The organism is Gracilimonas sp. (genome assembly GCF_040218225.1).
In the GTDB taxonomy this organism is placed as follows: Bacteria; Bacteroidota; Rhodothermia; order Balneolales; family Balneolaceae; genus Gracilimonas.
Genome location: NZ_JAVJQO010000003.1, coordinates 215,153 through 240,390, shown reverse-complemented (window position 1 = coordinate 240,390; position 25,238 = coordinate 215,153). Strand labels below are relative to the sequence as shown.

Sequence of the window (25,238 nt, the reverse complement as noted above, 5' to 3'; positions counted from 1 at the left end):
GGCAGGGGAGGCAAGGAACACAGAACGTTGAACTCAATCTTGTCATCTCGCGGCGAATGCCCGAGATCTGTATGCTTTGTAAAGCGATGTTTTTATAGCAGTATTAGGATTCCTGCCTTACCAGGAATGACTAAGTTTGTGTGATTTCATCAAAAACCTTAAAACTCTCTTTTCCGCAGTTCATCAAAAGGTCAATGATGGAGCATTCAGGAAGGAAAGTATTGCCCAACTGAGCATAGTCCGGGTGTTTTTCTAAAGACGGTTTCGCCTTGGCACTTAGCCATTGGTAGTTTTTAGCGTCATATTCCTGGTAGAGAATATCGGCCCCGGTGTGTTGGAGAAAGAGGTCGGGATTAGGGTCGAAATCAGGAATCTGGCTGGCAAGTTCATACTCCATATCCAGCTCAAGATAGGTCATCATTCTTCCAAAAAAATAGATATTGAAATCGATGAGCTTCTCAAACTCTGTTGCTTTTTCAACATCATACTGCAGCTCATCCACAAAAAAATCAAACCAGGTGGCCTCGGAGTAGGAGTGATAAATGGCATTCCAGAAGGGCTCTGTCCAGTCTTCATCGTGCTCAATGCGTACATCGCCAATCGCCTTTTTCTTGTCTTCTGTTTTGATGGGGATGTTAATCCACTGCTTCCCCTGTTCCCCTTTTATAACGGTGCGATGGGTACGCCCCTTTCGCGACCACTGCTCCAGATCATTCCAGATAATCCGGTCGGCTTTCAGCATTGCAGCAAGGTCATACAGGTTGGGAGCAAACTGGGGTTGTAGGAGGGCGAGACGCAAGATTGAATTATGAATTTTGAAAGTTGAATTGAAACTTAGCCAATTCAAGATTCAAAATTTAGCATTTAAAATTTGTTATCTTTGACTTCTGTTAAATTTGAAATTTCGAAATCTAAAAAACGAGATACTAAATGAGCGTTCGCGTACGATTTGCGCCATCACCCACCGGATTTTTACACATTGGCGGACTGAGAACCGCATTATATAACTACCTTTTTGCCCGGCACAACGAGGGCACTTTTGTGTTGAGAATTGAGGATACCGATCAATCCCGATATGTGGAGGGAGCGGAACAGGATATTATTGATTCTCTGGAATGGGCCGGAATGGAAATTGATGAGGGCCCCGGAAAGGGAGGCGATTTTGGTCCGTACCGACAAAGTGAGCGAAAAGACATCTATCACAAATACGCTGAGCAGCTGATTGAGTCCGGCCATGCGTACTACGCCTTCGATACCGTTGAGGAAATTGACGAAATGCGGGAGCGACTGGAGAAATCGGGTAATCCTTCCCCGAAATATGATTCTATTACGCGTCAGTCTATGAAAAACAGCCTGACTCTTTCCCAGGATGAAGTCCAAAAGCGGCTGGATAATGGCGATGAATATGTGGTTCGCTTGAAGGTTCCACGGAAAGAAAACATCCGCTTTGAAGATGAAATTCGCGGGCACGTTTCTTTCGATACGGAAGGACTGGATGATCAGGTATTGTTGAAATCAGATGGAATGCCGACGTATCATCTGGCAAATGTGGTGGATGACCATACCATGGAAATTACGCATGTAATCCGGGGTGAAGAATGGCTGAGCAGTACGCCGAAGCATATACTTCTTTATAACGCCTTTGGATGGGAACCGCCCAAAATGGCTCACCTGCCTTTGATTATGAGTCCAAGCGGAGGTAAGCTTTCCAAGCGTAAAGCAGAGAGTGAAGGAATTCCGGTGAACACTAAAGACTATATTAAAGGAAATTATGAGCCGGATGCACTGGTGAACTTTCTGGCCTATCTGGGATGGAGCCCCGGTGATGATTCCGAAATCCACGACATGAAAGAGCTGTGCGAATTATTTACGCTCGATCGGGTAAGTAAAGGCGGTGCGGTTTTCAATTACAAAAAGCTGATGTGGTACAATGAAAACTACATCCGGGAGCATTCAGTGGAAGAGTTGAAACCAAGAGTGAAGGCCTTGTTTGAAGAGTCTAAATTTGAAATCCCAGACGATGAATTTCTGACTCATGTTATTGAGCTGCTCCACGAGCGCGTTTCTACCATCGAAGAATTTGTGAGCATGGGAGCCTTCTTCTTCGAAGCCCCTACAGAGTATGATGAAGGTGCTCTCAAAAAATGGAAAGATGACAGTCCGGTTATCCTCAAAGCTTATCGCGATAAAATCGAACAGCTTTCGGAAGAGGAGTTCGAAGCTGTGACGTTAAAAGACAAAATTAAAGAAACCATCGAAGAGCATGATGTGGGCTTTGGTAAGTTGATGATGCCGCTTCGTGTGGCTGTAAGCGGCCAGGGATTTGGTCCGGACTTAACACCTGCTCTTGAACTGATTGGTAAAGAAGAAGTGCTTAAGCGAATTGATACAGCTATTGAGAAGCTTTGATCTAAGGAAATGAAGCCATCGCGAGGAGCCCAGATTTAAGTTGAGATAATTTCCTCTAACGACGAAGCGATCTCTCAAATTCAAGCAAGCGTCTATATCAAAGAGATTGCCAAGGAATTTGCTTCCTGTGGTCGCTGAATTCCTCGCAATGACATATTTTATTAAGACACATAAAAAAAACAAAAAAGGAGCTCATTGAGCTCCTTTTTTTGTTACTAAATGCTGGTTGGATTACTTCGATTTGGAAACCAGACCGCCTTTCTTGCTATCAACCGTGATGGTGTAATTATTACCACGGCTGATAATCCACCGAACGGTGACAGACTCCATGCCCGGAATATTATCCACAGCTATTTTCTGGGGGTTATACTTTTGCTCTACGGTTTGATTTAATGCCCGGTTTGTGACAACCATACCAGCTTCAACACGAGCTCCGTCAATACTGATGTAATTCGGTGGAGTGATCTTGTACTTTAAATCCTGACTGGCATGGGTTGGAATCATGCGGGTGTTGGTAATAACAGCTGTTACTTCTTTGAGTCCGCCGCCTAAATCCCGCTCGCTAATTTCGTCAATTACCAGTTGTGGAGTGTGATAAGCGTGGAAAATGGTGAAAGCCATATTTCGGTGCGCCATTTGCTCTAGCAGGAATCCGGGATGAGCACGCCCCAGGTTTTTCTTGATCCCACCTATTTCAATCTCTCCATATTGCGGGTGATTATATGGTTCCCATTCAACCAAGGCATCGTTGAATAACAGGTAACGATTGAATTCGTGGACTTCCACGCCATACCGGCCTCCACCTTCTTCATTAAACATTTCAAAAGGGGTCCAAAGCTCGTTGGTAAAGGTAAATGCACCACGGCTTCCATAAAACCAATCCAATTCTCCTCCAAACACCGAGTATAAATCATCGTATACCACCAGGTAATCGTAGCCAGGCATCAATCGTTCGCCCATTTCACCCAGGGCATTGTAGACCTGAACATCGGAGCGGTTATAGGTATCACGGTCTTCCTCGGCACCCGGACCTCTTAAAATCATACCACCTGCATTATGGTAACTTTGTCCGGCGGCAATATTTGGGTGATCCATCACGAACTCCATTACTGCCCGGTTTTCAGGAAGGGAGAAAGGATATTTATGTGCACCGCCCTGAATATAATCCGGTTGCCAGTTCCAGCCCCAGTCCCGGTTGGGATCATAATAACCTTCCGCGTCCTCGTTAATTCTGCCGTCATTATCGTTATCCAATCCTTCATAGCCAAGCAGTTCATACTCTCCGAATTCATCATCAGCAACGCGCTGCATGAACTCAGGATACTTGGGATGCGGGCGAAAATCACCGCGCGGATTCTTACGACGCATCATGGTAATGCTGCCATCATTATTCAGGTCGTCATATTTATCTTCGTTCACCTTTCCATCCAGATCATTATCGATAGGCTTCATGCCTGACCGGGGTGAACTTGGAGTGTTGGGAGCTTCAAAGAAATTTTCCCGTCCGTCAGGATTGATGGTAGGGGCGATATAGAATGTTTTTTCATCCAGAAGCTGTGTAATAAACTCGTTCTTCCCATACATCTCAGCCAGGTACCAGGCCGTGTACAAAGATACCTCTGTTCCCTGGATTTCATTAGAGTGAATGTTCCCATCAATATACATAGCGGGTTTTCGGTCAGGATTTCCTTCATTGAAATTGGAGACTGTCAACAACCAGATATCTCTGCCTTGATAAGACTTTCCAATCGATTCGCGCTTGATCAGGTTTGGGTGTGCATCGGCCAGTTTTCTGGTCAGGTCGGTGACGCCTTCATAGGCATAATATTGGTTCCAGCTTACCTGAACCTTAGGGTTTTCGGGAGAACCGGCCGCAGGGAAAACACCATCTTCTATTTGGGCATGCACCGATAAGGGTAATGCCAATCCAAGTCCAATAAGTGCAATAATCAGTGATGTAAGTGTAAAATTCTTCATGGCTATTTCTATCGGATAGAGTGTTCTAGGGTTGAAATTCCGGTATTGGGTGCTCCGGCTGAAAGGCTGAACGTTCCGTTTCCGCGAACCAGCCATGTTTTCTGAATGCTTCCATCGCCTTCAATGGCTTCTATGGTATCCAGGCGTTCACCACTAACCAATTCAAGCCCATTTGAAAGCTTGATTTCGACAATTACTTCTTTCACCCAGTTGGTTCGTTGTCCTAATCGTGAGGCAGTGGGGAGGATGCCATTGTTGTGCACATCAACGGTAATTCGGGTAAGATTTCGTCCGGCTTCTTCAGCTTCAAAATTTACCAGCTTTACAGACGGCTTCATGGATGCCAGCTCAATAATAAAATCGGTATGTTTCTGAGCAAGTGAGTCGACCATCGCATAAGGAGGGTTTAAGCTCGTATAGGGTTTGATTCCACCCACTTCTACGGTCTTGTTAGGGAAGTCGGGGTGATTTACTTCTTCCCATTCTGCAAAGACATCCAGACTATTTTGCTCGGCCCATGCAAGGAACTTTGCTTCCTCATTATCGAATTTCTTAGCCTTTCCTTCTTCATCCATAACTTCTGGCGTCCACCAACCGGGAGTGCTGAAACTGAATCTTCCATAATGGAAATAAGCCCACTGGAAGAAATCCCCGGGCTGGCCATTCATTTCCGGGGCGTTTTCGAGCCCGGTTACTTCGTTATATTTGTCAGAAACCAGTTTATTGATGGCAACGTCTTCTTCATACCAGCCTTTAATTACACGCTGACTTATCGCTCCGCGATTAAATTTAACAGGAGTGCTCAGGTTGTTAGCTGGTCCGAATGAAACGACTGAAAACACATTCGAAGCTTCCTCAAATAGAAAGTCCATAATGGCTCTTGTCTCAATTTGGGAAGCCATGTTCTCACCGGCACCCGGTTCGAAGTAAGGATAATCGTAGGTGAAGTTTTTATTGATGTTGACGCCACCTTCGTTGTCTTCGTTGAATGCACCGTCATTATCATCATCGATTCCCTCCGTAAATAATTTATAAGAACCTTTTTCACCTTTAGTGATATCGGCCATTTTCATCAACCGTTCATCATCGGGATGAATCATCCATTTGCCGGTCTCATCATGCACCCGCATCATGGTGATGAGATTGTCATTGTTCAGGTCGTTGAATGGGTCTTCATCAAAAGCATCGTCGCGGTCTTCGTTGGTGGAAGTTGTGTTGACATCCCGCTCATACTTTAGCGAAGCAAAGTACTGCTCGGTTGCATCGGGATTTACTCTCGGAAGTATATAAAATGTGGTGGTCTCAAGAAGACTGCGGATTTCTTCAGAAGAGGAATTGGCAAGTAACTTCTCTGCAAAAGACACAGCCAGTTCACTTCCCAGAATATGAGACCCTTTTGCACCGCCTACTATCGCCACAGCCGGATGATTTTTTACATCACCGTTTCCAATAGTGAGTAACCAGATATCCCGGTTCTCTTTTGTTTTGGCCAGAGATGTTAAGGCGGTCAGGTTTCCGTAGTCATCTTCCAGTTGATTCAGCCTATCAGTGAGAGTGTTGAAATTGCTGTACGAGTTTTGTGCGTTAGCTATACCCGGCAAGCAAAACATCAGGCCCAGCAGAAAAAGCAACGGGCGCGGTAATTTGAGTTTCATAAATACGGTTAATTGATTTTTTGGTATGCGAAATAGTAACTCACTGAGCGGTGCAATTCAAAGATTGAACTGTTAAAAGTTAATAAGGGGGGCGAAGTTTGAATCTTGGTTTTAATCCAATAGATGTTATTTTCTGAGCGGTTTAATAACTCAGATATACTAATCACGCATGAAAAAGAAAATAGCAGCACTCATTGGGGTGGTTTCCATATTCATTTTAGCTTCTCAGTTTGCCTGGGCTGATGTTCAAACAGCAGAGGCTTCCTCCAGCATAGCAGGGAGCTGGCTCAGTATCCTTCCCCCATTGGTAGCCATTGGGATTGCATTGATATTTCGTCAGGTGCTGTTTGCTCTGTTTTTAGGAATCTGGATGGGGGCCTATCTGGCCGGCGAGCTCTCTTTTCTGAATGTATTCAATAGCTTCTTTTCTTCACTTAGTGAGTATATCGTTCCCGGAGTTTCAGACCCGGATAGAATGAGTATTGTCATTTTTTCTATTCTGATCGGGGGCATGGTCGGTATTATAACTGATAATGGCGGAACCCGTGGCGTGATTAAAGCGATAACCCGTTTTGTCCGCACAAAAGTACAGGGGCAGTTGGTAACTTCTTTGATGGGATTTGTGGTATTTTTTGATGATTACGCAAATACCATGGTTGTTGGAAATACGATGCGTCCGCTTACCGATAAGCTTCGTATCTCACGGGCCAAGCTGGCATATCTGGTGGATGCCACAGCCGCACCTATTGCAACTATTGCTTTGGTAAGTACATGGATTGGTGCAATGGTCGGTTTCATAGCTACCGCCGAAGCAGAAATGGCTAATTTTAATGAGGCCGCCTATTCCGTTTTCATTAATTCGCTCCCCTATAATTTCTATGCGTTCTTTACCATTTTATTTGTGATTCTGATCGCTGCATCTGGACGTGATTTTGGCACGATGCTGAAGGCCCGAATCAATTTATACAAAGCCAAGCACGACCCTAAGCTGGACAAATACAATTTATACAAGGAATTGATTGAGGAAGATGAGGCAAAAAAAGCTGAATCGCACTGGATGAATGCCGCTATCCCGATTCTGACCCTTGTGTTGGGAACGATCATTGGACTTTTTGTAACTGGGGAAGGAAATAGCATTCAGGCTATTGTTGAAACTGCTAACTCTTATAATGCTCTTTTGTGGGGGTCTTTGGCTTCAGTTGTTGTGGCTATTGGCATGACTATAGCCCAAAAGCTACTCGATATCGAAAAAACACTGGAAGGCATGATGAGCGGAATGCACGTTATGTTTGATGGAGTGTTAATTCTGGTTCTCGCATGGGGATTAAGTGATGTAACCGTTGCGTTAGGAACAGCCGACTATTTAATTTCAGTATTTGGTGAAACGCTGAATCCATATTGGATGCCTGCCATTGTATTAGTGCTTTCGGCCTTAACGGCTTTTGCTACAGGTTCCAGTTGGGGAACCATGGGTATTCTGATGCCTTTGGTTGTACCGCTTGGATGGGAGATTGGTAATAATACCGGGGTTCCAATGGAAATGACACTTGAAATTATTTACGCCAGTGTAAGTGCCGTATTAGCGGGCTCTGTTTGGGGGGATCACTGTTCACCTATTTCAGATACTACCATTTTGAGTTCCATTGCTACCCAATGTGATCACGTAGAGCATGTAAATACTCAGTTGCCTTATGCAATGATAGTGGGAGCAATAAGCATTTTGGCTATGATTGCTGCGATTGTTTTAAATATTTCCGTTTGGATCATTTACCCGACAGGCGTAGCCATTATCATTGGGATCATATATAAGTTTGGCAAGATTCCGGATCCCGAAACGTATACTCCGGAAGGAAAAGAACCCGCAAAAACAAGCCTGGATGGATAATATTAGCCTAACAGGTGAGTTTTGGTTTAGTCAATAATCAAAACAGAAATGGTTATGAGAAAACTATTAATTGTCCTTGTGCTAATTGTGCCACTCGGTTGTGATGTATTTGAAAACGAGCAAACGGTTCCAGTAGCAGCAATAGGAAATTGGGAGTGGACCCACTCTGCAGGTGGTTGGGGTCCTTATGCTGATGCTGACTCGGTGGACTACACAATGAAGCTAACCTTGCATGCACATGAAGCAACTTGGTACAGAGATGATGAAATTACGGGTGAGTTCTGGATAACAGAGAGAAAGAAAGGATGGCAGGAAAATTCATTCTACATGAAATGGAAAGATAAAAAGAGTTGCGATCTGAAAGGGAGATACAACAGTGCTGAGAACCTATTGACTCTTAGCAGCGCAGGTTGCACAGATTCGCCCTCCCATTACTTTAAAAAAGTAAGTCATTAAATCCTGAAATATTGTTCGCCTGCAATCTCGGTAGTACCTGGCTCAAACCGACGTTCGGTAAAATCGATGTTTCCCTCTTTATCAATCAGTAAAACCGTAGAACATCGAGACCCATAATTCTCGGTCTTGATAAAAATGGACGAGACGGCTTTTTCCAATTCTTTGGGAATCCCGGTAACAGGTAACTCATGGTCTGATGCTTTTCTATCATCAGCGAGGAGTTTAAAAATATCTTCTTTATCAAAATCCTCTTCAGAAATGATATTACGCAGCTCCTGATTTGCCGTTACTAGTTTTGGCCATGGAGTGTCGAGCAGGGCATTGCTCAGCCCGTGAATACCAGGCTCAATCCTTGTTACTTTTTTATTTTGGTTTGAGTAGTGGTAAAAATCCTTTTCGTCCCATACCAATAAGTTAAATCCATTATATAATTCAGCCTTCTTGGATAGATCAGCAAGATAATCCATAGCAGTCTGATTGGCTTTTAAGTAATCAAGCACTATTTCGCCACGACTGGGAGGGTCCTCTTTTTTGATTGAAGGGTCACGATAGTTGGTAAGGGCACTCCATTTTCCACTTTTATGAACACCAAGCCACGTTCCGCCGGCTTCAAGGTCTTTGCCGGCTAAAATATTTGGGTTACCTTCCTCAGACCAAAATTTTGCCTCGCGGGTTGGCCGGCCATAGAATTCATCCCTGTTGCCGGCCAGGATGAGATCGTACCTGGGATGAGATTTGTATGCAAAAGTAATTAAGCACATAAAAAATAACCAACAGTGTTTCGAAATTTGCCTGAATCTAAGCATATTCACGAAACCTAATACAAGTTTTTCGTAAAGAGATACATGCAACAGAGTAAAAAACTCTTTAGGGATGTTTTGATTCTTCTATTCGGGGTAGCCGGGATAGGATGGTTTTTCTATTCATTTCCAAATCATCATCCATTTACAATTTCTGATGTCAATGTTCCAAAAGACCGAATTATTGAAAAAGCAGATTCGGTCTTTCAAAGCTGGCAATATCAGTCGCTCGACTTTTATCCTTCTTCCGAATTTAATACTTCAGATGAAGTGATTGATTCACTTCAAAAAAAATGGGGAGTCAGGGAATTCAAACATCAGATTCAGGAATCCAGGTACTTAAAGAATCTTCCTTTTATGCATTGGGAAGTGCGTGAATTCAATACCGAGACGGAGAGCAATGACTATGAAGTAAGAATCGGGCTGAACACGGATGGAGAGGTTGTAAACTTTTTGGCTTCAAACGAGTTGATTTCCCGGCAACGTCCATTCAACCGGTATGCGGTTAGAACAATATTTCAGAACCAGGTAGAAAATTATACAAGGGGAGTCGAAGACTCGTTGATTACGGGACTTTCTGATTATCAACATCTCACGACAAGTTCGCAATCAAATTCGCAGGCTCTGGTTATTATTGACCGCTTACGTAAGTTGAGAGGAGGTCAGGATGAGGATGTATACACTATGAATAATATCTGGAATCTGGCTGATTTCTATCTGAACAGAACGGCATGGAAATCTCTTGACCTTCAGCGCGACTCTGTGGAGCTATTGGATGAAGGTGGTTTCAGGTTTGCCCGTGCATATTTGAGTGCTGAAGATTCAGCATCAGGAGTGAAAACAAATTTATCTTTAGACTTGTTGCCCGCTGGTTCTTTAAAGGCAATGAATTTTGAACTCTCCCCAAGAATCCAGCCCACCGAATCTAATGCAGATGAAGCTATGGACGGTATTTCTCTATTCATCGTTCTTGTGTTTGCTTTGTGGCTTTTATTTGTGTTTTACCTTCGTATCAAAGCGAGGGCAATAGATACTAAACCAGCTATTATCATTGCGGTATTGGCAGGGTTTTTAGTTCCCGGATTTTGGATTCTGCAGCTTATTGACGAATTAGGCTTGGCTTATGGCCTGAATGGTGGCATTAGTATCTTTCAAAACCTTATGGGAATGGCCATTATGGGAGCCATAAGTGCTATTGGTTTCTTTGTGATAACTGCCGTCAGTGATTCCATTACCCGGCAATACTGGCCTGAAAAGTTAAAAACCTGGGACTTGGTTCGTCGTGGTTTATTTGTAAACAAACCGGTTGGTTGGGGAATCATCAATGCCTTTGCGATTGGCGGAATTTTGATCGGGCTGGTTGGAGTATTTTTAGCTGTCTTTCCTTCATCATATATCTCTTCAAATACCGGATTTATTTCGGATGAATACTTTTTGCCTTCGCTGGCAAACCTGATGGTTACAACCTGCTTTGTATTACTGATTGTGGTTCCCATTTATTTGATTCTTGGTAATCAAATGAAGGGTTTAACAGGCAGGAGCTGGATGATACCGGTTATAAGTGCTCTTTTGTTTGCGCTGATTGATGTTTTGCCGTTCAATATTGAGCCTGATATCATCGATCGTTCGATGCGGGCGATTTTAGGTTTTGTGCTGGGTTATTTCTATCTCAGATATGACTTTTTAACGATCGTTTTTGGAGCCTTCGTTTTCGTTAACTTTTTAACGACTTCCAAAGGCTGGGTAATTAGTGGCTCACCTGATGCAAATATGTTCTATTTATTTGTTTTGGTCCTGATCACATTTACGTGCTGTGGAGTTTATTTTGTTACCAAGGGAACCGACCGCGACGAACTGCCAGAGTATGTGCCCTCTTACATTGAGGATCAGGCCAAGGAACAACGCCTGAAACAGGAACTTTCTATTGCCCGTGTTGTACAGCAAACGTTCCTGCCTTCTAAAATCCATCGCTTGCCGGGTATTGATATTGCCGGAATTTGTATCCCCGCACAGGAAACCGGAGGAGATTATTATGACATGATTTCTTTAGGGGAACAGCGCACAGCACTTGCTATAGGGGATGTAAGTGGGAAAGGAATTCGCGCAGCTTTTTATATGACTTTCACAAAAGGAGTACTGCATAGCTTGAGCGCACTGATTTTATCCCCGGTAGAATTGCTTAATCAGTTAAATAGATTATTCCATGAAAACGCGACCCGGGGTACTTTTATCTCTATGATTTATGGTATTCTTGAGGCAGATAAAAGACAGTTTACTTTTGCACGAGCCGGTCATAACCCAATGCTGGTCGTTCGTGCAAACGGGGACACCGAATGGCTTAAACCCAATGGTGTTGGGATTGGGGTTGCTCTGGGAGATATGTTCATTAAGAATACGGTTGAAGCGACGTTAAAACTGAAAGAGGGAGATGTGGTGATCATGTATACCGATGGAATTACTGAGATGTTGAATTCCGGGAATCATTTCTACGGAGAGGAAAGGCTTGAACGATTGGTTAAAGGGGTTAGAAAGGCATCTTCTGAAAAAATCATGGAAATTATAGTCGATGATGTAAACGAATTCAAAGGGGTTGCAAAGCAGCATGACGACATGACTTTACTGATAATTAAAGCCGATGCCTCAGTAAATCAGTAAATTTTGTATTTTAGCGTGAGCTAAAACATTGTGCGCCGCTATTTAAACAAACCGGTGTTAAATACTTCAAAAAAATTATATCCATTGCGAGAATCATTAAAAAATAACATGGGCCTGAGCCAGTCTGTGGAAGATTATCTTAAAGCTATTTACGTACTTCAATCAGAAGGTGAAGCTACCACAACTACAAATATTGCCAATGCACTGGATGTTTCTTCGGCTTCAGTTACCAATATGCTGAAGCGCCTTGCGAAGATGAATTTACTGGAATATGAATCATATAAAGGGGCTAAGCTTACATCGGCAGGCAATAAAATTGCATTGGAAATTTTACGTCATCATCGGTTACTCGAGTTGTACCTTAAAGAGGTAATGGGGTATTCCTGGGATGAAGTACATGATGAGGCTGAAAAGCTGGAGCATCATATTTCAGAACAATTCGAAGACCGCATCGCAGAACTATTAAATCACCCAACGCATGATCCACATGGTGATCCAATTCCTTCTAAAGATGGCGTAATGCCAACCATGGCTCAGCTTTCTATTTCTGATGCTAAAGAGAACACGGCTTACATCATTGGCCGGGTCAAAGATCAGGATCCTGAATTGCTTCGATACCTGGAAAAAATAGGTGTGCTTCCAGGATCAAAAATAGAAGTTATGGAAAAAGCTCCGTTCAGTGGACCTGTCAAAATCCGACTTGAAGGTAAAGTAGAACAGATGCTTGGGCAGGCAGTAGCCAGCGAAGTTTATTTGGTAGAAGCAGAAGAATAGCCATAAAAAACCCCGCACACATCTGATGAGCCGGGAAAGCTACTGCAATGAGTGAGTGAAACTCTGTTTAATTTTCTACAGAAGCTTTTTCAGTTTTTGTTTCCTGATCAATCATGGATACCGGGATATATTTTTTGAACTGAGCTTTGGCATTATCCCAGTCCGAAAGAATGTATTCGGTTTTTGTTGAACCGGTTTCTTTCAGGTAGTCTTTCAGGATAGATTTGAGCTTATGTTCATCTTGTTCGCTTAACTTCACGGCGTCAATATATTCCTTGTTCACTTTTGAGCCGGGATCTTCATAGAGAAAAAGCTCTCCGCCCGTCATACCGGCACCAATGTTATTCGAAGTTCCCCCTAGAATGACTACAGTGCCGTTCGTCATGTATTCGCAGGCGTGGAGTCCGGTTCCTTCTACAACAGCCGTACAGCCACTGTTACGCACTGCAAAACGATCGCCAGCCTGGCCATGCACATAGAAGGTGCCGCCTGTTGCTCCATAAATTGCACAGTTACCAATGATGGCGTTTTCGCTGGGTTCAAACTTAGCTTCTTCAGGAGGAACAATAACGGTTCGTCCACCCGACATAGATTTACAGACCGAATCGTTTGCTTCCCCAACCAAGCGGATGTTTACACCCCCCGTTTGGAAGACTCCAAAACTCTGTCCGGCGCTTCCTTTGAAAGCAAGCGAGATTGTTTTGTTATATGGATTTTTAAACTCTTTACCCTCTTTAATTTCTTTCAGGCGCTGCTTATTCATGTTTCTCGAAAGCTCACCAAACAAAGTAGCAAGTGCTGATCGGTCAGTATTGTAGATCTTGTATTCGTTACTATAGTCTTCGTTGTTTTTGATAGCTTTTTCTGTATCTGAAACCAAACTTACATTTAAGGAACTAACCGGATCAGATAAGCCTTCCAGGTCACTTTCTTTAGCGTAAGAGGGTGCATTCAGGAAGTAACTCAGATCAAAATTTTTCTCTTTAATGAGTTCCTCACGGTCCGGATGCATTTGCAGATATTGGGTTTGTCCGAACACTTCATCCAGAGAAGAAGCTCCAATTTTTGAAAGCTCACGGCGTACATCTTCAGCCAGATACTTCAGAGTGTCAACAATGTGATCTTTATGGCCTTTATATTTGTCTTTGAATTTTTGATCGTGAGTAGCAATGCCAGTTGGGCAGGTGTTTTTTTCACAAATACGTGCCATGATGCACCCTTCAGCTATAAGCAGAAGCTTTCCGAAATCAAATTCTTCGGCCCCTAAGATGGAGGCTAGTACAATATCTTTACCAGAGGAAAGTCCGCCATCGGTTCGCAGTATAACATGGTCTCGTAAATCATTTTCTACAAGCGCCTGATGAACTTCAGGAAGACCGATTTCCCATGGAAGCCCGGCATGTTTCATAGAACTGAGGGAGGCTGCTCCGGTACCACCTTCGCCACCCGAAACCTGAATGATGTCGGCTCCAGCCTTGGCTACACCCACAGCAATGGTTCCAATATTCACTCCGGAAACCAATTTTACACTAACTTTACCGCCGGGGTGAAGTTGCTTCAGGTCGTGAATTAATTGCTTTAGATCCTCAATACTGTAAATATCATGAAGCGGAGGAGGAGAGATTAGGTCGAAACCCGGATTTGCAAAACGGGCTCGGGCAATATCTTCGGTAACCTTTATACCCATCAGCTGTCCACCTTCACCAGGCTTGGCTCCCTGACAAATTTTAATCTGGATTTCATCACCAGCAATTAAATACTCCGCATTTACTCCAAACCGTCCCGAGGCAATCTGTTTTACAGAAGCGGTAATTCCTTCGGAGTAATAGTAAGGGTTTTCCCCACCTTCACCGCTGTTACAGCGCCCTCCAATTTCTTTCATCGCGCGAAAAATGTCGCGTTGTGCTTCGGCACTAATGGCGCCGAACGACATTGCACCGGACCCGAATTTCTGAAGGATGTGATCAATGGAATCCATTTTTTCCAAATCGAGCGGTTCATCTGTTTTTTTAGTGTCCAGCAGATGACGTAATGCAACAGGCTCATCCTTATGACCAGCTTTCAGGTATTCATCAAAAAGCTTCATGTCTGTCAGGTCAAGCTCTTTATCCCGAACCAATTCATGTATAGCCTTTGAGCGCGAACTCGTCATAGAGTGCTTCTCGCCCATCTTGCCACGGGCATGCTCTTTGTACTGATAAGTCTTCAGCGGTTTCACCTCGCTGAGGTCTTCACCATGCAAGTGTTTGGTTCTTTCGAGAACCAACTCTCCAATTTGATCGAGGGTAATTCCGCCAATCGGACTTTGAATGCCCGGAAAGAAATCCTGAATTACCTGCTTATCCAGTCCAACAGCAGAGAACAGTTTCGCACTTTGATAACTGCGAACCACTGAAATTCCACATTTCGCCATAATCTTTAGTAATCCCTGTTCAAGAGCATGCAGGAAGTTTCGTTCTTTGGTATCAGCATCCAGATCTTTGAGTGCACGGTTATCATCATTCCGTGCAATATCCAGTGCCATGTATGGACAAACTGCGTAGGCTCCAAAGCCGATTAAAGCGGCTGCGTGATGTGTATTCTTAACCTCACCTGAATCAATGACCACAGAGGCATTAAGGCGTAATCCTTGCTCATTCAGGTTGTTTACCACTGTTCTGAGCGCCAGCAAAGAAGGAATAGCCGGGTATTCGTAAGAAGCATCCCGATCACTTAAAATGATAATACTGTGTCCTTTTTCTGCAGCTTTAATCGCTGAATCAGCCAGTTCTTTAAGTTTTGCTTTGAAGCCAACCACACCATGTGTACGCTTGAAGGTCATTGAAAGCTGAACCGGAACAATACGCTCTTCACTGAGATCCTTACCCAATAAAGACTGCAGATGATCCATTTGTGATAGGCTTAAAAATGGGCTTTTTAACAAGAAAGCCGGAGCAGGGGGAATCAATTCTTTGGGCTCAAAAATATTTGGCTTCTTACCAAGATGTGTATTCAGGTCGGTTACTACCTGCTCACGAATATAATCGAGCGGAGGATTGGTAACCTGAGAGAAATTTTGGTAAAAATGATCAAAGAAAGAACGGGGCTCGGTTGATAACACCGCAAGCCGGGCAGTATCACCCATAGAGCCAACAGGCTCTTTTCCGGTTTCAGCCATTGGGTAAATCACTTTGCTGAGTTCCTCATCTGTATAACTGAAAACCGGAAGTTTCTCTAAATAAGACTCTTTCTGCTTACCTATAGTTTCCGGAATAGGGGTAAGCCGGGCATCAAGCTTGGCATCTTTGTTTTCCCTGGAGTGGCTTGGATCGCGAAAATGTACTTCTCCGGAACTAAGATCCAGAGTTACGCCACGTCCGGCAAACAAGGTTCCTTTGGCATCAATAATAGATTGATCAATCTCAAACGTGCCTGCTTCAGAAGAAAGGTAGAAATGATCTTTGGTTCGGGCCCATCTTGCCGGGCGGAATCCATTACGATCGAGTCGGGCACCAATGGTATACCCATTTGCATAAGAGATAAATGCAGGGCCATCCCAGGGTTCCATGGCTCGGCTCCAAAAGGTGTAAAATTCATTGTTCTGATTAGCTGGGGGCACCATTAATGCCAGAATATCTTCCACATTCGGTACTCCGCTGCGATAGCGCATGGCTTCCACCATTTCATTGAAACTGCCCGAGTCACTAATCCCTTTGCGGGTAAGCAATTCATACTTTTCTGCACCAATCATTTTTTCGCGGGACTTAGCCCACGATCGGTTTCCGGCAATGGTATTGATCTCGCCATTGTGTCCAATCAGGCGGAAAGGCTGAACCTTATCCCAAGAAGTACGGGTGTTGGTACTAAAACGACGGTGAAAAAGGGTGAAGCGGGTCTTGTAGTCCGGATTCTTTAAATCGGGATAAAACTCTTCAAGTGCTTCTGCCTTGCACAGTCCTTTGTATACAATGGTCTTAGCCGAGAGGGAAGTGAAAAACAAATTTCCGACTAATTCACTAGAATATAATTTAGACATGGTAAGCTGTTTAGCCTGGTACAAAAGTTTGTCGAAGGAAAGATCTGTGCGAGAACGTTGTGGCCGCTCAATAACAACCTGTTTAATGACTGGTAGAGATTTTTTCGCTTCTCTGCCAAGCACCTCAGGATTGACGGGAACATCCCGATACTCTAAAATTTTCAGGCCAAAGAAGTCGAATGTTTTTTCAAAGATGTTCAGGCTTTGGCTTTGTTTTACCTCATCGGTGGTCAGGAATAGAGTTGCGATTGCTACCGTATCCTGATCATAACCAAACATATTGAAAGGTATGTCAGTCATGATGCCGGCTCCATCACCGGTCACGCCATCGGCGCCGCAGGCTCCACGGTGTTCCACACACTTCAGGGCATGTAATCCGCTTTTCAAATGTTCGTTTGCAAATACTCCTTTTCGGCTGGCAATAAAACCCACACCGCATGCGGATTTTTCTTCGCCGGTATAACTTAAATTATTTCGGTCCATAATATTTTCTACTTCGATGGTAAGGCGAGATGAGTACACACAAAAAGCACAATTTTTCCGAGTTTGTCAAATTATCGAATTAATGAAAAACCTATTTTAATGATGTTTTAATAATGATTTTTATGCTTTTTTGTCTTTCTAAAACTCTTTTTTAACCATGGAATCATACTTGAGCTACTGGAAAAGCGCTTACAATACACGTTCGCTCTTTGCCTAAATAAATTAGGTTTATAATGAAAAAAATTTATTTAGTTCAGAAAATAAAATGTGCAAATAATATGCGCAAAGAAGAGAATGTTTGTGCGTAGAGAAAAGGGGAGATTAGCTATATCTTACTTCAATGTTAGCGGCCTGCATGTGCTTCTTAAGCTCTTTAATCTCTATTTCTTTAAAGTGAAAAATACTCGCAGCCAGCACTGCATCCGCATTTCCTTTAGTAATTGCCTCGATACAATGTTCAATAGTTCCGGCACCGCCGCTGGCTATTACCGGAATATTTACAAGACTGTTTACCTTTTCTAAGATTTCGATATCGAAGCCGCTTTTAGTGCCATCACGGTCCATGCTGGTAAGCAAAATTTCCCCGGCCCCTCGTTCTTCTACTTCCTGCATCCAATCAATGGCATCCAGACCGGTGTCTTCAGTTCCCCCTTTGATGTACACATTCCAGCTGTCTTTATTTTTCTTGGCATCTACAGCAGCCACAATTGCCTGTGCACCAAACGCATCTGAAGCTTGATTGATGAGGTCCGGGTTTTTGACGATGCTGCTATTGAGTGAAACCTTATCGGCACCTGATTTAAGTAATTCTTCAATTTCATCTACGGTTTTGATTCCCCCGCCTACCGTAAATGGGATATTTATTTCTGCAGCTATTCTTTTAACCAGCTCAACCAGGGTTTTCCTCTTTTCAAGAGTTGCGGTAATATCAAGGAAAACCAGTTCATCGGCGCCTTCCTCGCTGTATCGTTTGGCTAATTCCACCGGATCACCTGCGTCCCTGAGTCCTTCAAAATTAACGCCTTTGACGGTTCGCCCGTCTTTTATATCCAGGCAGGGAATAATTCTTTTTGTGAGCATAGGGTTCTAAAAATCTGCTTAAACACTACGGATACAGAGTTGTGCTGGTTTATTATTTTCCACATCCTGCTTGGTTAAAAATTAGGCTCCAAATATAGAAAATTATCAAACCCTGTGTTAGTGAAATAAGCACGAAGAGACGGTGAACCTAAAGAGTCAATTTTAAGTTACACTGCAAAAAACAATGAGGATATGAATTTTAAGAATACAAATATTGAGGAGTCGGGTCAGGTAATTGTTCGGGAAGTTATTGAAAGCACATACTCCCAGCTTTTGATACCTCCCAAAATGGCAGATAGAAATCCGCAAATCGATAGCCCAGACTCTGATCAAAAGTATATAGGGTTATTTTCAAGTGGTACAACGGGTTTACCAAAAGCGATTTGGAATAGCTATACAAATCTGGTCAGTAATGCTCGGTATACGGCAGAAGCTTTCGGGGTGAAACCTCATCATCGTTTACTGATGATGGCCGCACCCTGGCATGTGGCAGGGCTCAGTTGGGCGATTATGGCTGAAGAACTTGGATGTGAATACCAATTCATTACCACAAAAAAAGGAGAGGGTAACAAATGGTTAAAAAGCGTTCAGGATTTTTCGCCAGACTTCCTGATGACTGTACCGGCCGTTTTAAGAGCTTTGTATGGAAATGATTGGTTTGTTACTAATGTCGTGTTTGGAGGCTATTCTTTGGAAGAAGGCGAATTAGAAATGTTAGAACATCACTGTGAATTTACCATTCAGGGATACGGACAAACAGAAGCCGGAGGCTTGATTGCGGCTCACAAAAGAAGAAGTACAGAACCTGCTGACGACATTGATTACCTCTGCTGTGGACATCCCATAAAAGGAGTAACGCTTCGTAGTGATGGCTCGTTGGAAAAACCAGCTCCGATCTATATTCAATCTGAAACAGCATTCACCCATGAGGAATACAACAGCGGAGACCGGGGCTTTATTGATCAAAAAGGCAAAGTGTATATTTTGGGCAGAGCGGATAAAATTGTTGGGCAAAAATGATGCACAATTTTATTCAGGGTTTTTCATTTAATATATTGTGTTGACATCAAACAGGAGAACAGTATGAGAGCCAATCGTTTACTTACATTTTTATTGCTGCCCGCATTTTTAGTTTTACATAGCTGTACATCGGACGTTGCCGGACCAGATTCGAAGGGGGAATTATCAAGAGAACTTTCAGCAGTAGAGAAAAAGTTGGTTGCAGACGGGCAGTCTTTCGGATTCAATGTATTTAAAAGCACAGTAGCCGGAGACTCATCGGAAAACGTCTTCATTTCACCGCTAAGTATTTCGGTGGCGCTGGGAATGACGATGAATGGAGCTGAAGGTGAGACATTTGAACAAATCCGTGAAACATTAGAGTTTCATGGCTTGAGCCAGGAGGAAATCAATCAAGGATATCAGTCATTGATAAAACTGTTGACGCAAGCTGATCCCAAAGTGAAAATGCAAATTGCGAACTCGGTTTGGAACAGAGAGGGCTTTACTGTTCAGGAATCTTTTAACAACACCCTTGAAGAATATTTTTATGCAACAACGCGTGAACTTGATTTTGCAGATGCTAAGTCTGCCGATATAATAAATAAGTGGGTAGAAAATAATACAAATGGACTTATCGATAAGATTATAGACGGGCAAATTCCTCCCGAAATGGTCATGTACCTGATTAATGCTATCTATTTTCAGGGTGACTGGACCAATCAGTTTGACAAAAAAGAAACCCGTGAGCGTTCTTTTTTCCTTGAAGAAGGAGGCCAGGAATCAGTAGATATGATGACTCAGGAACGCGTGTTTAATATTCACAGGAATGAAGACGTGCATATGATAGACCTTCCTTATGGGGATAGCCTGTTTAGCATGACTGTTATGATGCCGGCTGACGATGAAAAACCGATTGATGATTTTATAGCTGAGGATTTAACGAAAGAAAGGTTTGATAACTGGATTGCCAGCCTTTCGGGTCAGGACGCTCCGATCTACCTTCCAAAGTTTGAATTGAAGTACAAGATTAAAATGAACGACATCCTGAAGTCTATGGGAATGGAAATTCCATTTGACGCTACCCAAGCCGACTTTTCTGGAATAAACCCAGAAGCCGAACTATTTATAAGTGAGGTAATGCATAAGACGTTTGTCAAAGTAGACGAAAAAGGCACGGAAGCAGCTGCAGTTACATCAGTTGGCATGGAGGTTACTTCAGCGCCACAAATATTTTCTGTAAACCGTCCCTTTGTTTTCATGATTCGTGAACAAAACAGCGGGGCTATTCTCTTTATGGGGAAAGTTAAAAACCCTAATGGATAATTGATTCAGGAATTAAACTGGTTCATTTGTTCTAGGGTAATTCTTCCTTCGTAATAGGCCTTGCCTACTACAACGGCATCGATATTTGCTTGATCCAGTCGGTTTAGATCCTCGAGAGAAGAAACACCTCCTGAAGCAATGAGCCGGATATTGGGGAATTGCTTTTGGAGATCGTTATACAAATCGAAATTGGGACCCGAAAGAGTACCATCTTTTGAGATGTCAGTACACAGAACTTCCTGAAGCCCATGATCAATCATCCTGTTTAAAAAAGATTGAACAGATTCTTCAGCAGTTTCAAGCCAGCCGGAATAGGCTATTTTTCCGTCTTTCAGATCCATGCCTAAAATCATTTTATCAGGGAATTCAGCTAAGGACTTAAGCCAGTCTTCTTCATTCTTGATAGCCATGGAACTACAAATCACTTTTGAAAGTCCGGCTTCAAGCAGCATTTTCACATCATTAAAAGTACGAATGCCACCGCCGGTTTGAACCGAAATCCCCAACTCATCAATGATTTGTCGGATGTGAGGGAGGTTGATAAATGATCCTTCTTTGGCACCATTCAGGTCCACAACGTGAATGTGATGAAAACCTGCTTCCTGGAATTTTCGAGCCTGATTTAATGGAGATTTATCATAAACCGTAACCTCTTCATATGATCCTTTGTGAAGGCGGACTGCCTGACCATTTAACAAATCGATAGCGGGAATTGTAAGCATAGAATCTTTTTTGACGGAAAGGTAGGGCTTAGTAAACTTCTTTTCTCAGAACATCTCATTATTTGGTCTAAACTTTGAAGACATTTTTGTTGTGAGCCTTCACGCCCTTCCATTTCTGACGTTTTTAGCTGGGTCTTCTCCACAATATTTAATGGAGCTTTCTTCTCATCAGGTATTATTAATTCATGGCGGGCTATAAGTCTTGATTTTTCAATTTGTATAGCAAAAAGCCAAATTGAGCTCATTTAAATTTCTCTCACGTAGGTAAAGGTAGAGGGCAGAAATATTGGAATACCATGCTCTGCCTTACCATAAATATTAACAAACCAAGTGCAGATGAAAATAGAGGATACAATAAATCAATATTCGTTCAATGAGAGAAAGAGAAATAGATGGAGTCTTAAATTTAAATATATAGCCGGGGCAATAATCACCTGCCTGATTCTGGCTGCAACTTCATTTCAGGGGTTGGCACAACAAGGGAGCCTTAGCCTGGATGGTGACGGAGATTATGCCACAGCCGGTGATAGCCCTTCACTAGACATAGCCGGAACCAGTATTACACTGGAAACCTGGGTAAAACACGATGGCAATAGTAATACGGATGCTTTCTTAATCAATAAGGCTTTGAGTGGCGATGGGTATCGTTTACAGTTATATGGTGAAGGTGATGAAACCTACGTCCGGTTTGTTATTGGGGATGTAACGAATAACGGTCCGGCTGTTTTTTCCGAAACAGGGGTTCCTGCCAACAGGTGGACACATATAGCAGCAACATATGACGGTCAGTTTTTAAAGATTTATATAAATGGCGAATTAGATGCAACTGCTCAGGAAAATCGTACGATTGATGCCAACGATGCCAGTTTAACCCTCGGTGCTAATGCGTCATTAACCGGGAATTTTTTAAGTGGTGAAATGGATGGGGTGCGAATCTGGAGTGCAGTAAGATCCGCAGCAGAAATTGGAGACACCTATCTGGAAGAACTAGCGGGAGGCGAAACAGGTCTTGCCGCTCTGTATCAGTTTTCTTCTGTTTCCGGAAGTACCGTAAATGATCTTGCAGGCTCAAACACATTAACTCTAACAGGAGATAACGCCGGAATTGGAAGTCCTGGAGCTGTACCTATAGCACCTGATCTTTATACACACAATGGTAATGAAAAGGTGGAAGTATCATGGGACGAAAGATTAGGCCCAAATGATGAAAATGATGCTGCTTCTTTTGAGATTTACCGATCTACACAGCCCGATGGAAGCGACCGGCAAAGTATTGCTACCGCATCTTCAACAGTTACCTCATTTACTGATAACAGTACTCTGACAAACGGGCAAACGTATTATTACGAAATCACAACAGTTGATGGTTCTGGGAATGAGAGTGACTATTCTCACATGGTGTCGGCAACGCCTTATGAAATGATGGGTGGAGGGAGTCTGCATTTAACAAAGAATGCATACGGACTGGTTACCGACCGGCCGTCACTCGATATCACTGAAACAGATATTACCGTACATGCATGGGTTAAGCATGACGGGCAAAGTGACGAAAATGCTGTAATTGCTGTAAAAGGTTCCACTTCAGACGGATATGTGCTCCGGTTTGACGGAGAGGGACAGGCACCCAACCTTGCTTTTGCCATCGGTGACATTACTAATGGTGGACCAACTATCGTATCTAATGCCAGTATTCCAGCCAATCAGTGGACACACGTAGCCGGAACGTATGATGGTAACGATCTGAAAGTTTACATAAACGGTGAACTCGATAACACAGAAACAGAAACCCGAACCATTGACGGTAACGACTTCGATTTATTTATAGGAGCTGATGCCGCTGCCTCCGACCAATTCTTTAGTGGTCATATTGATGAACTCGGTATTTGGAGCATTGCATTGGCCCGCCAGGATATTGAAGATAATTTCAATAAAGAGTTTACTGGAAATGAGGATGGACTAGAACTTTATTATCGGTTTGATGATAACGGAAATTCTATCGTAAGAAGTATGGATACCTATCATACCGACATGGAGAAAGTACCAGTAAGTGGGACCGTTACCGTTTCTGCTCCTGGTGTTTTTCCCGTTACTCCATATGCATATACCAGAGGCAGGGAAACTGATGCTTTTATAGAATTCAGGAACCGGATTGAGCCTGAGCCCGATGTAAATCATATCTACCGATCATCAGTACAAGATTTGTCTGACAGAGCTAAAATCTACACTCACACTCCATCAGCAGGCTCTGAAACGTATGCCGATGTTTTTGCAAATCCTGAGAACACCTACTACTATCAGGTTACAGCAGAAAATGCAGACGGACAGGAAAGTGATTTAAGCTATCCCAAACCTGCCAGGTTATCCTCCTATGAAGCTGGTAATGCCTTAAAGCTGGATGGCGATCTTGATTATGTTCGATTAGACGATCGCAATTCGCTGGATGGATATGAACAGCTGTACGTCAATTTTGATGAGACTATGACGGTGGAAGCTTGGGTGAATCATGATGGAAACAGCGATGAAAATGCGGTGATCGTTCAAAAAGGAGCAACCAGTGATGGATACCGGCTTCGTCTGGAAGGAACCGGAAGTTCGGTAGCTGCTTCATTTACGATTGGCGATATCACAAATGGCGGGCCCCGGGTTACAACCAATTCAAGTATTCCAGCCAATCAATGGACACACATTGCAGCCACATACGATGGTACAGATCTGAAGATTTATGTGAATGGGTCACTTGATGCTACCGACAGTGAAAGCAGGAGTATTGATCCTAATCCTCAGCCGCTCTTAATTGGCGGGCCCAATGCACTGAATGGAAATTTCTTCAGCGGTGAACTGGATGAAATCCGCATTTGGAATGTAGCTCGAACGGAATCTGAGATAGCCGATAATTTCTATAAACAATTAATGGGTCATCAGGAAGATCTTATTTCCTATTTCCGGTTCGATGAATCGGCAGGCTCTTCATTGACCTACAGTTCAGCAACAGAGGCTATGAGTGGTAGCCTGAATGGAGATGCTACTTTTGTGAATTCAAATGCATTGAGCAGTCAGCCGGTGGTTTCCAGCCCAATACCTGAAATTACATTGGATGAGGATTTTGGAAGCTATGTGGCTGCAGACCTGGATACAGTTTTTCAGGATGATGACACCCAAAACCTGACTTATTCCATTGTGGTTCCATGCCACATTGTGGAAGCTGAAGTTCAAAATGACACCAGCCTGGTTTTCACTTCTCTTGAAAATATCTTTGGAACCGATACACTGACTGTAGAAGCAACCGACGGAGCCACAACAGCTCGTCAGTCTTTTATAGTGAACGTGGAATCTGTTAATGATGTGCCGGAGCTTGCCGGATTTGAAAATGATCTTCAGGTACCAATTGATGGAGAATTTACTGCAGACATGTTTGCCCGAACGGCTGATGTTGAATCTGCTGACACTGCACTAACCTTTACCTTTGCGGTGGACACATCAGGTATCAATGTAGACTTCGATGGACAGGTTCTCACACTCTCACCGAATGGTAATTTTGATGGTTCAGGAACGCTGGATATCGAAGTTACAGATGAAGATGGTGGCGTAAAAACCGCTTCTGTTGGTATTCAAATGGTGACAGATACGGATATCACTGACGAGACCGGAGTACCGGGAGAGTTTGATCTTGCCAATAACTATCCAAATCCGTTCAACCCAACTACCACCATCAAATATGCACTTCCAGAAGCAGCTGATGTTCGGTTAACGGTGTTTAATTCAATTGGGCAAAAAGTAGCCGATTTGGTGAATACCAGACAAACTGCAGGAACACATCAGGTAGATTTTGATGCTAGTCAGCTACCAAGTGGGATGTACATTTACCGACTGAAAGCCGGCGAATTTGAACAAATACGTAAGATGACCTTAGTAAAATAAGTTCAATGTAGAAATCTTAATCCCCCTAAAGCGTCTGCTTAATCAGCAGGCGCTTTTTTTATTGGAGTTTGATAATTACTCATT

General features: G+C 43.2%; 15 protein-coding genes. 8 read left to right on the top strand and 7 right to left on the bottom strand.

What is annotated here, in order from left to right; translation table 11 throughout:
• Positions 1 to 130: 130 nt before the first annotated feature.
• Positions 131 to 799 (bottom strand): WbqC family protein, encoded by a 669-nt coding sequence (locus RIB15_RS03485; RefSeq protein ID WP_350200761.1) that lies wholly within the window; start codon positions 797 to 799, stop codon positions 131 to 133.
• Positions 800 to 930: 131 nt separating this feature from the next.
• On the opposite strand from RIB15_RS03485, the gene gltX reads away from it, so the two are divergent.
• On the top strand, positions 931 to 2,409 hold the full coding sequence (gene gltX / locus RIB15_RS03480; protein ID WP_350200760.1) for a glutamate--tRNA ligase: 1,479 nt from the start codon (positions 931 to 933) through the stop codon (positions 2,407 to 2,409).
• Positions 2,410 to 2,640: 231 nt separating this feature from the next.
• On the opposite strand, the gene RIB15_RS03475 is transcribed toward gltX, so the two are convergent.
• Positions 2,641 to 4,386: a M14 family metallopeptidase gene (locus RIB15_RS03475; RefSeq protein ID WP_350200759.1), complete on the bottom strand. Its 1,746-nt coding sequence runs from the start codon at positions 4,384 to 4,386 to the stop codon at positions 2,641 to 2,643.
• A gap of 8 nt (positions 4,387 to 4,394) precedes the next feature.
• A complete protein-coding gene (locus RIB15_RS03470; protein WP_350200758.1) occupies positions 4,395 to 6,041 on the bottom strand; it encodes a M14 family metallopeptidase in 1,647 nt (548 codons plus the stop codon).
• 169 nt (positions 6,042 to 6,210) lie between these two features.
• Here RIB15_RS03470 and RIB15_RS03465 point away from each other — a divergent pair, with 169 nt between their 5' ends.
• Both RIB15_RS03465 and RIB15_RS03460 read left to right on the top strand, forming a co-directional pair.
• The gene (locus RIB15_RS03465; RefSeq protein WP_350200757.1) at positions 6,211 to 7,926 is read left to right on the top strand and encodes a Na+/H+ antiporter NhaC family protein; all 1,716 of its coding nucleotides are present in this window, start codon (positions 6,211 to 6,213) and stop codon (positions 7,924 to 7,926) included.
• A gap of 54 nt (positions 7,927 to 7,980) precedes the next feature.
• A complete protein-coding gene (locus RIB15_RS03460; RefSeq protein WP_350200756.1) occupies positions 7,981 to 8,382 on the top strand; it encodes a hypothetical protein in 402 nt (133 codons plus the stop codon).
• Here RIB15_RS03460 and RIB15_RS03455 read toward each other — a convergent pair.
• Positions 8,379 to 9,143 carry an NRDE family protein gene (locus RIB15_RS03455; protein ID WP_350200755.1) on the bottom strand — a complete coding sequence of 255 codons (765 nt, stop codon included), beginning with the start codon at positions 9,141 to 9,143 and terminating at the stop codon, positions 8,379 to 8,381. The genes RIB15_RS03460 and RIB15_RS03455 overlap by 4 nt on opposite strands.
• Before the next feature lie 84 nt (positions 9,144 to 9,227).
• On the opposite strand from RIB15_RS03455, the gene RIB15_RS03450 reads away from it, so the two are divergent.
• Together RIB15_RS03450 and RIB15_RS03445 are read left to right on the top strand one after the other, a co-directional pair.
• The gene (locus RIB15_RS03450) at positions 9,228 to 11,837 is read left to right on the top strand and encodes a PP2C family protein-serine/threonine phosphatase (RefSeq protein WP_350200754.1); all 2,610 of its coding nucleotides are present in this window, start codon (positions 9,228 to 9,230) and stop codon (positions 11,835 to 11,837) included.
• 84 nt (positions 11,838 to 11,921) lie between these two features.
• Positions 11,922 to 12,611, top strand: coding sequence for a metal-dependent transcriptional regulator (locus RIB15_RS03445; RefSeq protein WP_350200753.1), 690 nt, complete (start codon positions 11,922 to 11,924; stop codon positions 12,609 to 12,611).
• Positions 12,612 to 12,678: 67 nt separating this feature from the next.
• On the opposite strand, the gene gltB is transcribed toward RIB15_RS03445, so the two are convergent.
• Positions 12,679 to 17,109, bottom strand: coding sequence for a glutamate synthase large subunit (gltB, locus tag RIB15_RS03440; RefSeq protein ID WP_350200752.1), 4,431 nt, complete (start codon positions 17,107 to 17,109; stop codon positions 12,679 to 12,681).
• Between the two features lie 321 nt (positions 17,110 to 17,430).
• Positions 17,431 to 18,189 (bottom strand): imidazole glycerol phosphate synthase subunit HisF, encoded by a 759-nt coding sequence (gene hisF / locus RIB15_RS03435; protein ID WP_350200751.1) that lies wholly within the window; start codon positions 18,187 to 18,189, stop codon positions 17,431 to 17,433.
• Positions 18,190 to 18,381: 192 nt separating this feature from the next.
• On the opposite strand from hisF, the gene RIB15_RS03430 reads away from it, so the two are divergent.
• A complete protein-coding gene (locus RIB15_RS03430) occupies positions 18,382 to 19,209 on the top strand; it encodes an AMP-binding protein (protein ID WP_350200750.1) in 828 nt (275 codons plus the stop codon).
• A gap of 63 nt (positions 19,210 to 19,272) precedes the next feature.
• Entirely contained in the window at positions 19,273 to 20,514 is a 1,242-nt protein-coding gene (locus RIB15_RS03425) for a serpin family protein (protein WP_350200749.1), read from the top strand.
• A 5-nt stretch (positions 20,515 to 20,519) separates the two neighbouring features.
• Here the strand turns inward: RIB15_RS03425 and hisA are convergent, their stop codons facing one another.
• Entirely contained in the window at positions 20,520 to 21,236 is a 717-nt protein-coding gene (gene hisA, locus RIB15_RS03420; RefSeq protein WP_350200748.1) for a 1-(5-phosphoribosyl)-5-[(5-phosphoribosylamino)methylideneamino]imidazole-4-carboxamide isomerase, read from the bottom strand.
• Positions 21,237 to 21,572: 336 nt separating this feature from the next.
• Between hisA and RIB15_RS03415 the strand changes: the two genes are divergently transcribed.
• Positions 21,573 to 25,154 (top strand): LamG-like jellyroll fold domain-containing protein, encoded by a 3,582-nt coding sequence (locus RIB15_RS03415; RefSeq protein WP_350200747.1) that lies wholly within the window; start codon positions 21,573 to 21,575, stop codon positions 25,152 to 25,154.
• Positions 25,155 to 25,238: the final 84 nt, after the last annotated feature.